This is a genomic window from Bradyrhizobium sp. Kon37 (assembly GCF_055807535.1).
The window spans coordinates 80,568-94,449 of sequence record NZ_JBVVOY010000021.1 but is presented as its reverse complement, the minus strand read 5'-3'; the positions used below and the strand labels follow the sequence as shown (position 1 = coordinate 94,449).

The window sequence follows — 13,882 nt, the reverse complement described above, 5'->3', positions numbered from 1 at the left end:
TGTACTGCAGCAGCGTGAACCACTTCGCGCACGCGTTCAATCGCAGCGAAGCCAGTTGCTCGCCGATGCATGACCGCTTGCAGTAATGTCATCGCTCACAACTCTTGTGGTGACCCACATCAGCAAACGTTCGCGATACCTGGCGAAGCTTTGCGAAATGGCGGCGTCGTTGCGATACGGAGCCGGCGTGGAGATATTTTGTCGCTTGTATGGCCACACTGAGTTTGGAACGGTGCCCGATGATACGCGACACGTTGCGCAGACCCTCAGCGCCATTTGCAAAGGCAGCAGGCAACGTGTGACCGGTTCATGAACATCGGAGCGCGAGCTTGCACATCCCGAAGGCACGCCGCCCACATTCTTCTGGTTGAACAACCTGCGCGGGAACATTACTGCACATACGTGTGAATCTTGCAGCGCACAAAAAATGACACAGTTGTCTGCGAAGTTCGTCGTTCTGGCCAGCAGACGAAAGACGTGGATGAGCGTGAACTCTGGGAAGCTCCGCACCAGATCCGGCGCGGATTGGAAAGCATTAGCAGTGATCTTGACAGGCGTGGCGCTGACTGGAACCACCGTCTGCCCAGTCCATGCCCAATGCGTCGAATCCTCCGACCGCGCGCCTCGCGCTGACCTCGATGCATTCACCAAAGCCCCCTCCTCCCTGCTCGAGCGGCTTCGCAACAACAAGGAAAAGCTGAAGTTTCTGCTCGCGTCCTACGTTGCTACGGATCCGGCCGTTCTGCCCTCCGTGGAGACGCTGATTACGGAGGCGACCTCGTCCGATCGGACGGCGATAGGCGCGGCGCTTCGCCTGGCCGAAGCGAGATGCACGTCGACCAAACGTGATGCCGCGCGCAAGATCAGGGAATTTGTGCAGCGGGTCGCAGACCTCACCGTGATCGCCGGATACTCGGCCGCCGGAGAGGACGAAGCTGCGGTGCAGTCTCCCGCACAACGTCGGGACGGCAAGCAGCCCAGCCGTGGCGCTGGCTTGCTGGAGGGAGAGTGGAAGACGAAATTAGCCGATCCATTCAAGCCCCTTCCGATACCGCGATAATCGTCAGCAGCAAGGCAGTGAATTTACCTATGTATCAACCGAGAGAGCAATTCCATTCCGGGCACCGGTTCGGAATCGAATTTGGCGGGGCCGTCCTCAGCTTCGACCGCGTGGCCGATGTCCTGCGCCGGCAGTGGCCGTTGATCGCCGGAACCGTCGGACTTTCCCTCCTGCTCGTGCTGATATATCTGGTGATGGCAAAGCCGATGTACACGGCGAATGCGCGGATCCTGATGGACACCCGCCAGACCCAGGTGCTCGACAAGGACAGCGGAAACAGCACCGCTCTGATTGACACGGGCTACGTTGACAGCCAGGTCGAGGTAATCAACTCGGACGACCTCATCCTGTCCGTGGTTCGCCGTCTTCATCTGACAGATGATCCTGAGTTCAGGGGCTCCAAGCCAGGCCTCCTCGGCACCGCTGTCGGCAGAATTATGTCGATGTTTGACTCCAGCGAGCCTCCGTCGCAGGAACGCATCGAACACGCCGCAGTCGAGCTGATCCAAAAAAATCTCCGGGTCGAGCGAGTGCTGACGACTTATGTCCTTTCGCTCAGCTACCGGTCGGAAAGCCCGGACCAGGCCGTCAGAATCGCCAATGCAATCGCGGACACCTACATCGTGGGGGCTCTGGAGGCGAAATATCAATCGACCAAGCGCGCGACCGAGTGGTTGCAACAGCGCAGCGCCGAGCTGAGCCAGCAAGCCTCCGCCAGCGACCGGGCGGTTCAGTCGTTCAAGGCGGAAAACAACATCGTCGGAACGAGCCGCGGCTTGATGTCCGAGCAGCAGCTCTCGGATCTGAATACGCAACTTGTCCAGGCCCGAGCAGCAACTGCGGAGGCCAAGGCTCGCCTCGATCGAATAGACACGATCTCAGACCAGGACCTCGCGCAATCTACAGTGAGCGATGCGCTCAACAACACCGTCATCACACGCCTTCGAGCACAATATCTTGATCTGCAGAGTCAATATGCAGATTGGTCGCGGCGCTACGGGAAAACCCACCAGGCTACGGTCAACCTCGGGAACAAGATGGACGAGGTGCGCAAGGCCATTTCAGACGAAGTTCGTCGTATCGGCGACGCCTATCGCAGTGATTACGAGATTGCCAAGAGCCGGGAAGCGTCGCTTGAGCGCAACATGAAGGACCTCGTCGCACAAGCCGGCCATACTGGCCAGGCAGGGGTGAAGCTTCGCGACCTGGAGAGTGCTGCCGACACCTACCGTAATCTCTATAACAACTTCCTCGAGAAGCTTCAGAGCGCCACGCAAAATCAAAGCTTTCCGATTAGCGAGGCACGCCTGATCAGTACTGCCGCAAAGCCCAACAAGAAGAGCTCTCCGAAAACGGTTCTGGCGCTTGTTGGAGGTCTGGTCGGAGGACTTTGCCTTGGTTTTGGCGCCGCATTTGCGCGCGAACTTCTCAATGACGTTCTCCGCACTCCAGGCGAAGTTGAAGACGAGCTTGGCGTAAAGTGCCTCGGTATTCTTCCGGAAATCCGCGCTGCACGGAAGGTCCCCGCATCGACCGGGGCGATCGGGCCGCCTCCGGTTTCCCGATACGTCCTCGATCATCCATTCTCGCGCTTCGCAGAAACTTTACGCAACATCAAGGTATCGGTGGATGTCGCGCGATTGACCCGAGACGTTAAGGTCATCGGTATCGTCTCGTCATTGCCAAAGGAAGGGAAGACGACGGTTGCGGCGAATTTTGCTCATCTGATCGCGCTAACAGGGCACCGCACGCTGCTGATCGACGGAGACCTTCACACGCGCTCCTTGACGCGTGAGCTCGCTCCCGATGCCAGGTCGGGGCTGGTAGAGGCGCTTAGCGATCCAGGTTCATTCGAGTACCAGGTGCAGCGGAGCAAGGAAACGGGTCTCGATTTTCTGCCTGCTATTTTTGCATCACGCATGGTCAACTCCGCCGACATCGTTGCGTCTAAAGCGATGGCGGATCTCCTCGCGGCGTTGCGCAACCATTACGAATATATCGTTATCGATCTCGCACCGGTCATGCCGGTCGCGGACTCCAAGGCGGTCAGCTTCCTCATGGATGCCATGGTCTATGTGATCGAGTGGGGAAAGACGACGCGGAGCGCACTTCAGGAGTCGATTTCCGGTTCGGAAGTCCTGCAAAAGAAACTCCTGGGAACCGTGCTCAATCGGGCAGACCCCAAGATGCTCAAGCGCATCGAAGCGTACAAAGGCAAGCACCGCGACAGTTACTACGTCGAGCCTGCTTGAGGGTCCGAAGCCTTTGCACGAGCCTCCACAACCGGGTGCGCAGCGGAACCGATCATCAGCGTCGGGAAAGAACGATTTCGCCTCAATCGGGAATGGGAACCGGGCCCAGCGTGTCCATTGCACGCTCTCTCTTTACCAAAGCGCATTTACCATAGCGGCCGGGTGGATCTTCCGTATTCGTCCGGAATCCACAAACGACCTTGATTGCCGTACCTAGCTGTTGGCGGTACGCGCTCGCAGCGTTGGCAAATTTCTGTTGTAGCGGCCTCTCTGACAGGAAACGCTGAGTTTAGGCCAAACTGATCTGCTCAACCTGGTCGCACAAATTTCAGGCACTCTTTTCTTCGGGGTTGCCTGGAGCTTGCGTGGCGTTGTATAGGCTGTTTTTTCGGTGACTTCGATGTTGACCGCCCTCGTTCTTTTGAGCATGTGGTTACTGATCAATATTCTCTTTGTGTTGATCATGGTTCCGCCGCGCAAACTGGGGCCCCCCTCCGGGACAGCCTTGTTGCCCGCCCAGATCGAGAAGAGCACTGCCCAACTTGATCATGACGAGCCGCTCTCACTCCGTCACGTAGTGATCTCGATCGCGATGGGCGCATTTTTCATGCTGGTCCCCCCGCTCATAGCCCTCCGCAACGAGCTCGTGCGGCTCTTCGGACGACGGCGGGGCCGCTGAGTCCAGAGCCGGAAAAAGAGTCAGCTGCGCGTTGGTCCGGACATGCGCTCCCCCTCAATAGGCTTCCTGGAACATGACGGCGGCGGCGGTGCGCGCCATGATCTTCAGATCGAGCCAGATACTCCAATTGCTGACGTACCAGACGTCGTAATCCACCCGCTTCTCCATCAGGTCGATCGTCGGCGTCTCGCCACGGAAACCATTGACCTGGGCCCAGCCCGTCAAGCCAGGTTTCATGTGATGGCGATAGATGTAGTTGCGGATCAGCTCGTCATAGTAGTTGTCGTGCGCCAACGCGTGCGGGCGTGGGCCGACGAGCGACATGTCACCCCGCAGTACATTCCAGAGCTGGGGCAACTCGTCCATACTTGTCATGCGAAGGAACCGCCCCAACCTGGTTACGCGCGTATCGCCCTTCGTCGCCTGCGCAACCGTATCGCCGTTCTCGGCAACCGTCATGGTCCGGAACTTCAAAATCTGGAACGGCTTGCCGTTACATCCGCGGCGCATTTGCCGGAAGAGCACGTTTCCGCTCGAGTCAAGCTTGATCAGAACCGAGATCGTCATCAACAACGGCGCCAATGCAATCAGGCCGAACGACGCCAGGCCCACATCGAGGCTGCGTTTTTGCAACCGCTCGAATATGGTCAGTGGAGGGCGCTGGAGCTCGATTGCCACGGTCCCGCTGACCGGAAGGAACGGACGCGAGACCAGATCAGCAATCGAGTTGTCCGGTAACAGCCGAACTGGCTGCGAGACCGCCCGCAGATGCTGTCCAATCTTTTGCAACAGCGGCAGTTCGTTCCAGTCAATCGCCAGCAGATACTCATCAACGTCAGCCGCCCGCGACTGCCGAATGACGTCGCGGATCAGTCTTTCCCACCCCTCTTCGCCATCCGCACCGATGACAAAATGACGAACGACATCAAATCCGTTCTTCCTCAAATCCTTGAAGCGGTTCGAAGTGAAGTCGAGCGGCTTCAGACTGAGCAGAACGACCTTGCGATCGACCAGACGTCCTTTTGCAAAGCTCGATCCCAGGGCCACTTGCCAGACGAACCGAAGGCTCATCAGTCCGACGCCGCCGGCACCGGCGAAAATGATGACCGTGCCTCGCGACAGATTGTCCGTCGACTTCAGCAGGAACGCCGAAACGGCCAGTATCATCAAGGATGCCGCCCAGATGACGATGGCTTTGCGCAACTGCCAGGCGAGCTTCAGCAAGCGATGTGTGTCGTACACGCCCTGAAAGTAGGCGATTGAAATAAACAGCACGCCAACAATAAGGCCCGCGCCAACCGAGGTGCCTTCCGGGACTGAGGCCGTCGCTGCGCTGTAAAACCGGGATGCCGCTGCGTAGCAGATCAAGATCAGCAAGAGATCAGCGGCGATGACGAAAACCTGGAATGGTCTTTGAAGTGCGGTCCCGCGCGCGGCAGAAAGCGAATGACCGTCATCAGAGCCGTAAGTTGCAACAACCATTCGATACCCCTAAGTGCCGAGCGCTCGTGCACTCATCGCAACGCAGATGATTTGCGGTGTTCGCGACACAGGGTGTTAACAGATCGCAGCGACAATGTGGCACCGCACGCGTTTTTCTTGCATCGCAGAGCTGGGCTCTGAATTTGGATAGTGTTCCCGCGATGCGTGTATTTTAATCTGCTCGTGGCATTGACAACATGACGGCGTCACACCCTGGTTATATGAGCCAAGGCAGAGTCCTCATCCCTTTTCAAATCAGCACGAGAAGAACGAAATCGCTCAACCAGCAGGGTTGCTCTGTTTTGGAATGAGGCGCGTTGAGTCCGGCCTTCCAGGTCCGGATTTCTCTATCAGCCGCAGATACCCCGCTGCGCTCGTTAAACGTACGAATAAATATGGTCATGACCAGATCGACGCGTTCTGATGTCTCGTCAATTCCGCACACAAAGCTGTCGTATTCGTCAGCTCGGTTCTTCAGCACGAAAGCCCCGTTTGACTTTGTACCTGGTAACTTCCAACGATGTCTCACGAACTACCTTGCTCGACCAACAGGTTTCAAGCGCCAGCTTCAGAATGCTTCCTTTCTTCCGATCACGCCTTTCAAAGCCGAAACCCCAGCTGCCGGAGGGGGTTCGGGTTTATGCAATGTCCGATATCCACGGCTGTGCGCATTTGTTGATGCCGATGCTGCGCGTGATCGATGCCGATCTGGCTCATAGTCGGCCTTCACACGCGATTGAGGTGTTCATGGGCGACTATATCGATCGTGGCCCCGACACACGATCGACCCTGGATATCTTAATTGAACGCAGCCGGCGAAATAACACCGTTTTTTTGAAGGGGAACCACGAGTCATTCCTGGTCAGGGTCCTGCGTGAGCCCCATCTTCTGAACAATTGGCTTCGGATTGGCGGAGCACAGACGCTCGCCTCTTATGGAGTTTCATCGGCGGATTTGAGGGGAGACCCGACCAACCTGCTGCGGGAGCTTGCCCGAGCTATTCCGCGTAGTCACGTCGAGTTCTTGCGCAATTTGAGACTGTCCTTTACCTGCGGAGACTTCTTCTTCGTACACGCCGGCATTCGACCCGGTCTGCCCCTGTCCGAACAGCACGAAGACGACTTGCTGTCGATTCGCGACGAGTTCTTGAAGAGCGACGAGCACTTCAGCAAGTATATCGTGCACGGTCATACTCCGGTGCGCAGCGCCGAGCTACGTGCCAACCGGGCCAACATCGATACAGGGGCGTATGCAACTGGAAATCTCACGCTCATGAGCATCCAAGGCACCCGCTTGCTCGCGGTATAAGCATCAAAATGCCTTCTATCTAACACCTCGATGATGCAGGTTTCATTCCGGCGATGGCCTGCGTGCGATATCCAGTTGCCGGGGCCGTGATGGTCTCCCTCTGGTGAGCAAGTTCCGGCCAGCTGTCATTGGGACGCGATTGTTCTGAGCGACGGAATTCTCTGAAGGTTGGTGTGTCGGTCCTTTCACTCGCCATCCGCGAGTCTCCCGCTCAACTGATGACGGGGGAGCGAGCCTTCCAGGCCCCGCGCTTTGCGCAACCGGACGCTCACTGATCGTCAAGCCACGGCAGATGCGCGTATTGGAGAACGTTGCCCGCAGTACTTCCATGCGGCTCGCCGCGAATCACTGCCTTACAGTTTCCTTTGGGCGTCGGTCCCGCATCCCCGCGATTGGGTCTGGTGGTCTCCTGATTCATGGAGCCCCCCTCGGATGCCGCGCCAACGCTCGTCCTCGACTGCGCCCTTGCAAGACAGGCCTGCGGTCGTTGAGCTGGAGCACTGTATTAAACACGCCGAGATAATCGAGCCCGGACTGGTCGTGCAGCCTCGTGAGCGGCGGGTTGCCGATGTGAAACATCTTGCGCGGCAGTCTCGGCGAGCGCCCTCTCGGCAGGTGCGCCGGCCCGATCTGATCGGACTGCGTCCGACCGGCGATCTTCAGCCCGTAGCGCCATCACGCCGCACGAGGAAAATGGTTTGATCTCGCGCTAGTGCTCGGTCCGCCCAAGCTTTTGTCGGGTTCGCGCCACTTGCTTGTCAAGCTGCTCCTCGACGAACATCACAACCATGCGCCGAGAGTCCTGATCAGTGATCTTTTGAAAAGCCCTGATGAGACGCAACATCTGCAGATCTTCGACGCCTTGGGACATGGCAGAGACCTCATCGGAAAATCTCGAGCTGAAAACCAGTAAACTATGCGGCCGTTACTCCGGGAAAGGAATATGGAACTTGGTCCAAGGTTAAAGCTGCCGCCGAGCTGCCGGAGCGGTGCCGGCCACTCTCAAGAGCCCTGAACGGCGAAGCCGGGATCAAAAGGAAGAACGGAAGCACCTTGGCCTGGACAGATAGTGTCGAGGCTGTCGCCCCGCTCGATGGTGGATGAAGAGATTTTCGGACGGCAAGCCGTGCAGCCGAGAGCCGGAATTGCGTGATCAGCATTACCCTCAGGCCGAACCGACCCGTTCTGATCAACGAGAGCGATGCCGGGAGACGGCTGTTCAGGAAAGTCCAGCCGCTGCGACGCGCTAGGTTACCCAGGCTTTCTCCCGCCCGGCGGCCATCTGGGCGCGCCAGACGTGGTTTGAGGACCCTACACCGCAAGGCTGAACAGGCGATCTTTTTATCTGCGTTGTGATTCCTGTGTCCACATTCGCAGCTCTCACTTGAACGGATCCTGGATTGACGGCGCCGACTGCCTGATACGACGCACGCTTACGGGCGTGCCGTCAGAAACGAACAGCAGTTCGTAGCGGCGGCCCTCGCTGTCGATGGCAAAGCAGGTGACGTCGTTCACCTTCCTTGCCGCGAAATTGCCGGTTTGGCGGCAGACGCCCGTTGAGGCCTGTTTACTGGGTACAGGCAGGCCATCGATCTTAGGGCGGTCCCTGGAATTGAGCAGCATGCGGTCGATCGGCAGCTCATAGGAATTGTCGTCGGCCCGCTTGCCGTTCTCGCCGGAGAACGACACCACGTGATTCTCATCGTCGGGATCGTCGACAGCGACTGCAAAATTCACCCGGCCCTTGTCCCCATGGGCGTAAGCAATGGTCTTGCAGTTGAAGCTGCGGCCGGCGACCGTCAACGTCTTGCAATGCCCTGACATCGACGCCAGCAGGTCGATAAAAGGCATCGGTCCGTCGTCGGATGAGGAGCTCAAAATCCCCTCCTCCTGACGGGATTGAGCAAAACATGGCGCGAAGGAAAACAGGAAGACAAGTGCTGCGGCAGTCGAATAGCTTGGCATCGGGCCAACTTATGAGAGTAATCATGCATGTCAATTGCGCACGAGGCTATACGATGCAGGTCGCTGCGATAAACGCCACTAAGGTTGAACTGCTCCGGTGTTGACCCCAACGTTGCCGTCCTGCTGGCACATGCCATTTGAAAGCAAACAGTGGAGCAGATGAGATCTCTTGCTACTGCAAGTCTGGGCTTGCGATCCTGGCCTTTCCGATTCGCAAGCGCGGGCATTCTTTCTTGATGGAGCCTGGGACGCTGCTTGCGATTCAGCGACCGCGCCGGTTTTTGTGACCAAGCCCGCCTAGTTGGCGTGGCGACATTGCGCGTACCGCGAGCGTCGAGATCCTTGCCCATTGACTGAGCACCCAGACAACCTTTCCTGATCCGAGTCCAAAAGACCAAGCCGACTTTTGAGATCGGGTAGGTCCATTAGAATGACCTGGAATGACATGCGGCCGCAGACCGCTGATTCTTTTATGGCTCAAGAACGACTGCGTGACAGGCGCGAGCGTCCACTGAGACGCCCAGACCTTCCGCGCCGCTTTCGCCTCGCTTGGATCAACCAAAACAGGAGGCACCCTCGCCTGCCTGAAAAGTACTGTCTTGCGCGGCATGCCGAAGCGCGAGCGACGTACCGCCTCGCCGCATAATTCCTGTATTCAATTGCTCAATTGAGCAATCGGCCCCTTACCGCAATTTCGAAGTTGGAAACGAACGATTCGAGGCTGCGAGCCGAACCTGGTTCGCTCAGATCCTGGGCGATGTAACGCAGCCGCGCGTGGGAACGTCCCTCGATCTCGTCAAGATCAGCCGCAATCTTCTCGAGCGCCGCCTGGAGGCGTCGCAAATGAGACATTTGCAGTCCTGCCCGGCCCATTAGATAGCTCCAACTGGTTACTCGCAGCGAACCAATAAATACCCCAAAGTTAAATATATAATAGATTATTCGCATTTTTTGGTGGCCGTCAATAGCAATCAAAGAAGCTCTTTAATTGATCTTTCAGCAGCCACTGGCTTGGCCACAGGCGTATCAACGTCGGCTTGCGTGCAGTCTGATCTCCAGCCTCCTCACCGCTGACCTCGAGACCGCCTCGGGCCGGTCTTTTGGTTGAAGAGGTGCTGATGCGCGTGCTGGATTCAGCCCAGCTTGCGATTGTCTGACCCGATCGAGCAACCAGCATTGATCCTCCGGTGGATTGTGGCGGAGACCTCAATTCAGTTTGCGTTGCTGATCGATTTCCTCCTGGATCCAGCCCGCCCGGTTTCTTCTGCCATACGTTGGAGACGGAGCTCGTCGATCCGCCACTACAACATCCGCGCCGAGCTCACATGATATCGCGCCTTCATCGTGGGCCCCTATAGCCGACCAGGCTCGAGTACAATCAGATTCATCGCGCCCTCCAAATGGTGCCAGAGGCCGCTTGAACCTGTTCTGCTTTTCGGTGAGATGATCAATGGCTTTCGGCTAGCTACTAGCATTCTTCCCTGCCTTCGACACCGCTTCGATCAGGGCGGGACACTTTTCATACTGTTCAGCCCGGCCCGCAGCGGTCCCGCGAAGCTCCCTGCATTCGCCTCCGTCAAAGAACCATTTGGTGGCGCCAATGGCGACGATCACTCTGCATTTTGGGCACGGCACCTGCATCTGTATGCATCCACAATGGCTGTTTCTATCAGGACCTGCAAAAGGGCCCGCAGACCGAAGTTGCGTGCCACGAGAAAGAGAAAACCTCACCAGACTTATCGGCGAGGATCTCATATTTGATGATAGCCACCCTGCCAGGGTTTGCCTGACATCTGCATGGCACGTGTGCAACTTGGTGCACGTTTGGTCAGCGGCTGCTGAGCGTTCTTTGTGGTAGCTGACGAGCTCAGGTCTGCGCTTGTGCGTAATAAGTCACGGGCAGGAGAGCGGCGGCAACAGCTTTCATAACATCACCTGAAAAATCAAATAATTGCTTCAGGATATTCGTGGACAGAGAAACTGTAAAGATTGGAAAGAAAGGCCGGTCAGATTTCTGGTTTGTCTGGTCCATCTTCCGTGGGGAGCCTCTCGATGAGCATATTCGGTGCGGGCAGCCTGGCGCCGGTGAACTCCGTTCGCCAATCCTTCGGCTCTTTTCCGGGCGACTGCACCACATCACCCTCAGCGAACGGGATGCAGGCGAGGCGGTCACCTATTTGGTGAAAACGTAAGCGTCACGCACGATCATTCGAACCGGCTCCCTTGGCTCTGCCTCTAAGGCGGCGGCCCATAGCCTTGCGGGCGGGCGCCACTCCAACACCCAACGCGGCCAAGGGCAGATTTTGAGCCGACGTGGCTCGCTCGCGAAGTGTCTGGCGATCTGACGACGCGATGTGCGGCCAGCAACACCGCCTTCAAGGCGAGCAGACCACTGGCTGATGATGATCTTGTTCTGCGCGGCCTCAAGTTGGCGAGACCCGGCTCGCCGCCGACAGCCACGCGACGCCCCTGCCAGCATGGCCGCGGACGAGCACATGCCCGCCGCTGTTGCCGCTGACAGTCCATCCAGGGCCTCGGCCCAGAGGTCATGTCCTGCATCCAAGGTCGCACTTTAAAGGCCCGCAAGGGTCGGCTAGGCTTCCGGGGCGTGACCCCCAGTCCCGCCCAAAAGACCGCCGGCCCCGCGCAAACCCCAAGTTTCGCCCCCGGGGCCGGCGGCCTCCAGGTGGCCTCCTCGAAAGCCCTGCCCGACCAGAAGGAGCCGCTCTCCCGGGTCGATCACCGTTTGGGCCGGCACTGCTCGCGGCCATCCAACCGATGACACGCTCACTCGGCGCAGGCGGGTGACATCCGCCTCCGCGCGGCGTGCTGTCGGTCAGCGCGGCAAATCCCGGCGCTGCCCCTTGACCGCGAGATCGTCGCGTTCTCCCCCGTCGGTGAGCCGGCCGGCAAAGCCAGCCAGCTCCTTCAGCCCCTTGATGGACGCTTTCATATCGACAGCCTGCAACCGCCGCGAATGCGCCGGATCTGGTTGAGCCGCAGCAGGCTGTGAAATCGCGACCAGGGCTGAGAAGCACATTCCAGGCAGACATTTTAACCTTGAGAAGTGAGGTTAATCCGAAGTTCGCCTTGAGACCGGGCGCGCGCTTCTCTAACGCTTGGCCGCGGTGGACAGAGTGGGTCTGAGTTGATGCCAAAGACCACGGATTGGTAGTCTGGCAGGGCCGCCAGACTTTTCGCCCCAGTCTGGCTACCCACCCACTTTTGCAGAATTGGTGCGCAGATGCCCTTCGAAAATCTCTCGGACCATTTCATCTTCCGCATGTACGAGAGCATCCGCGACGAGGTGCGCGCGGATGCCCGGTCAGGCATTCGGCTGCTCCGCGGCCCGGCGAAAGAGCGTGCAGAGGAATTGCGTCGTGAGATCGAAAGTCGGGGACTGTACTGTCCCCTTATCGAATGGCCTGAAGACACGGTGACAACGAGGTGATTACCTGTTTCTGACGTTGAGCTTCACGTCTTATCAATGGTGCGGCCACCGGCCGTGATCATGCGGTTCCGACCAGGTAACCTCGCCCTTCCGAGCTGCCGATTTCGGGTAGAGAGCACAGTTCGCGGCTCGCGCGCATGTTGAAAAATGCCTTGCTGGTGGTCGCGTGGCCGAGCAGGCTGCGTACGTCCGGCAGCCGCGGCGAAGGAGCACTTTTGTTGCAGGCCGGGGACGTAAGCGCAGTTGCGGGCAAGAAGCGCCGATCCGATCGCGCACACGCTACCCGTTGACTGAGGAAAGACAGTCAGTCCCGGCAAGCCTACGGGTAAACTCCCGAAAACGGACCACCAGAGCAGTGTTTATGTCGTCGTACGACCATCCGGCGTGTTACCACCAGAAGTAAGGAAACACCCGGTAGCGAAGCCTCGGATTGCCATAATGGCCCGGTCCGTCGTAAGGACCGTAAAAATTGCCATCGCCATAGACCCAGCGCGCCACAGGCCGGCGGACCGGCGGACGGTGACAGCGGCCGCTTTCGTCACAGATCACCTTCACCTGCTCAAGCGCACCGTCGGCCTGAGCTGCGCTGGCCTGGACAACAAGCGGCGAGGCCGATACGCCTCCCGCCAGCATCATCGAGAGACCGGTGACCGCTCCAGCCAGTTTCAGCATTGTATGGCCCCTCTGACCCGTCCGATTCATGTTAACAGGGATGAATAGTCTTAATGGCCTCTCATTCACAGGACAAGGCTACAGAGCCATCTCCAGAGGATTTGCTGTCCGCGGCATCCTCGCTGCGATGTATCTGCCACATTCGGCCCGGCTGGTCAGGATGGCAGGATCGCAACCGAGTGCTGGCCGTCTTCGCCGGGACCGTCGGAAATCTGTTTCCCATGCGACCAGAGGTATTGGCCGGATGCCGTTCTCATGGCTGGCTGTTAAGCAGCCGGCGCGTTGTTCAACCAGGCCCTGAATCCAAAGATGGCACCTCTTCTTCCCTGTGATCGCCTTCCTCGGAGGCTGTTCGGCTTTGCCGTGCTGCTCCTGGCACTCTCGATCGTCCGGCCCGGTCAAAGTCTTGGGCAGGAGATCGGTCGGTTGTATGCGACGAGACCCCCGCCGGGATATGCCTTCGTAAGAATTGTCATGGCGTCCGACGGACATGTCCCTCGGATTCAGGTCAACTTCCTGGATTTGCCGATGAGCGAGGCTACGGGGGCGAGCTCCTACCGCGCCGTTCCAGGCAATCAGCCGCTAAACCTCTCCATCGACGGCTCTTCGAAAGATATAGTGCCAGGCGCCGAGAGGTATCTCACCCTCGTGATCTCGAAGACCAACTCGGACTGGACCCTGCAGTCGATTGACGAGGCGCAAAGCTCCAGCGACGGCCTGAAAGCCAGGCTGCGCTTTTTCAATCTCGTACCCGGGTGCACAGCGATGCTGAAAATTGCGGGCGGCCCAACGATCTTTGAACAAACTTCGTTCGCCTCCGTCCAGTCCAGAACGATCAACCCTGTGATCGCCAAACTCGAAGGGTCCTGCGGCGAAGACAACGCGCTCCTGACGCTTCCCCAACTCCGCACCGGCGATTACTACAGCCTATTCCTTCGCAAGGGCTCCGGGCGGCTTCGTCTCACCGGACAATTGGATGAGATCGAAGCCTATCGAGAGCGCTAGGCCACGCA

General features: G+C 58.3%; 11 protein-coding genes. 5 read left to right on the top strand and 6 right to left on the bottom strand.

All coding sequences use genetic code 11. The annotated features are described in order from the left end of the window. Positions 1 to 481: 481 nt before the first annotated feature. From AC0L3J_RS29400 to AC0L3J_RS29390, 3 genes are all read left to right on the top strand, one after another. Positions 482 to 1,060 carry a hypothetical protein gene (locus tag AC0L3J_RS29400; protein WP_473349331.1) on the top strand — a complete coding sequence of 193 codons (579 nt, stop codon included), beginning with the start codon at positions 482 to 484 and terminating at the stop codon, positions 1,058 to 1,060. Between the two features lie 29 nt (positions 1,061 to 1,089). After that, entirely contained in the window at positions 1,090 to 3,312 is a 2,223-nt protein-coding gene (locus tag AC0L3J_RS29395) for a GNVR domain-containing protein (protein ID WP_473349348.1), read from the top strand. Positions 3,313 to 3,712: 400 nt separating this feature from the next. Continuing rightward, a complete protein-coding gene (locus AC0L3J_RS29390; RefSeq protein ID WP_473349330.1) occupies positions 3,713 to 3,991 on the top strand; it encodes a hypothetical protein in 279 nt (92 codons plus the stop codon). 54 nt (positions 3,992 to 4,045) lie between these two features. Here the strand turns inward: AC0L3J_RS29390 and AC0L3J_RS29385 are convergent, their stop codons facing one another. Beyond that, positions 4,046 to 5,473, bottom strand: a complete 1,428-nt coding sequence (locus AC0L3J_RS29385; protein ID WP_027516285.1) for an undecaprenyl-phosphate glucose phosphotransferase — start codon at positions 5,471 to 5,473, stop codon at positions 4,046 to 4,048. Between the two features lie 250 nt (positions 5,474 to 5,723). Further along, positions 5,724 to 5,954, bottom strand: a complete 231-nt coding sequence (locus tag AC0L3J_RS29380; protein ID WP_156948755.1) for a hypothetical protein — start codon at positions 5,952 to 5,954, stop codon at positions 5,724 to 5,726. A 92-nt stretch (positions 5,955 to 6,046) separates the two neighbouring features. Here AC0L3J_RS29380 and AC0L3J_RS29375 point away from each other — a divergent pair, with 92 nt between their 5' ends. After that, positions 6,047 to 6,781, top strand: coding sequence for a metallophosphoesterase (locus tag AC0L3J_RS29375; RefSeq protein WP_473349347.1), 735 nt, complete (start codon positions 6,047 to 6,049; stop codon positions 6,779 to 6,781). Between the two features lie 709 nt (positions 6,782 to 7,490). On the opposite strand, the gene AC0L3J_RS29370 is transcribed toward AC0L3J_RS29375, so the two are convergent. The 4 genes from AC0L3J_RS29370 to AC0L3J_RS29355 all read right to left on the bottom strand — a co-directional run bounded on the left by AC0L3J_RS29370 (position 7,491) and on the right by AC0L3J_RS29355 (position 12,869). Then, entirely contained in the window at positions 7,491 to 7,652 is a 162-nt protein-coding gene (locus AC0L3J_RS29370) for a hypothetical protein (protein ID WP_198034835.1), read from the bottom strand. A 509-nt stretch (positions 7,653 to 8,161) separates the two neighbouring features. After that, complete coding sequence (locus AC0L3J_RS29365) at positions 8,162 to 8,746, bottom strand: hypothetical protein (protein WP_473349329.1); 585 nt, start codon at positions 8,744 to 8,746, stop codon at positions 8,162 to 8,164. Positions 8,747 to 9,409: 663 nt separating this feature from the next. Then, entirely contained in the window at positions 9,410 to 9,619 is a 210-nt protein-coding gene (locus AC0L3J_RS29360; protein WP_027516262.1) for a hypothetical protein, read from the bottom strand. A gap of 2,965 nt (positions 9,620 to 12,584) precedes the next feature. Continuing rightward, positions 12,585 to 12,869, bottom strand: coding sequence for a hypothetical protein (locus AC0L3J_RS29355; RefSeq protein WP_063993579.1), 285 nt, complete (start codon positions 12,867 to 12,869; stop codon positions 12,585 to 12,587). Between the two features lie 474 nt (positions 12,870 to 13,343). Here AC0L3J_RS29355 and AC0L3J_RS29350 point away from each other — a divergent pair, with 474 nt between their 5' ends. Beyond that, positions 13,344 to 13,874, top strand: coding sequence for a hypothetical protein (locus AC0L3J_RS29350; protein ID WP_473349328.1), 531 nt, complete (start codon positions 13,344 to 13,346; stop codon positions 13,872 to 13,874). Positions 13,875 to 13,882: the final 8 nt, after the last annotated feature.

What these genes read in the sequence shown, in the direction of transcription:
- AC0L3J_RS29400 (WP_473349331.1), top strand. Translation starts at nt 482, where the DNA reads ATGAGCGTGAACTCTGGGAAGCTCCGCACCAGATCCGGCGCGGATTGG.
- AC0L3J_RS29395 (WP_473349348.1), top strand. Translation starts at nt 1,090, where the DNA reads ATGTATCAACCGAGAGAGCAATTCCATTCCGGGCACCGGTTCGGAATC.
- AC0L3J_RS29390 (WP_473349330.1), top strand. Translation starts at nt 3,713, where the DNA reads ATGTTGACCGCCCTCGTTCTTTTGAGCATGTGGTTACTGATCAATATT.
- AC0L3J_RS29385 (WP_027516285.1), bottom strand. Translation starts at nt 5,473, where the DNA reads ATGGTTGTTGCAACTTACGGCTCTGATGACGGTCATTCGCTTTCTGCC.
- AC0L3J_RS29375 (WP_473349347.1), top strand. Translation starts at nt 6,047, where the DNA reads ATGCTTCCTTTCTTCCGATCACGCCTTTCAAAGCCGAAACCCCAGCTG.
- AC0L3J_RS29370 (WP_198034835.1), bottom strand. Translation starts at nt 7,652, where the DNA reads ATGTCCCAAGGCGTCGAAGATCTGCAGATGTTGCGTCTCATCAGGGCT.
- AC0L3J_RS29365 (WP_473349329.1), bottom strand. Translation starts at nt 8,746, where the DNA reads ATGCCAAGCTATTCGACTGCCGCAGCACTTGTCTTCCTGTTTTCCTTC.
- AC0L3J_RS29360 (WP_027516262.1), bottom strand. Translation starts at nt 9,619, where the DNA reads ATGGGCCGGGCAGGACTGCAAATGTCTCATTTGCGACGCCTCCAGGCG.
- AC0L3J_RS29355 (WP_063993579.1), bottom strand. Translation starts at nt 12,869, where the DNA reads ATGCTGAAACTGGCTGGAGCGGTCACCGGTCTCTCGATGATGCTGGCG.
- AC0L3J_RS29350 (WP_473349328.1), top strand. Translation starts at nt 13,344, where the DNA reads ATGGCGTCCGACGGACATGTCCCTCGGATTCAGGTCAACTTCCTGGAT.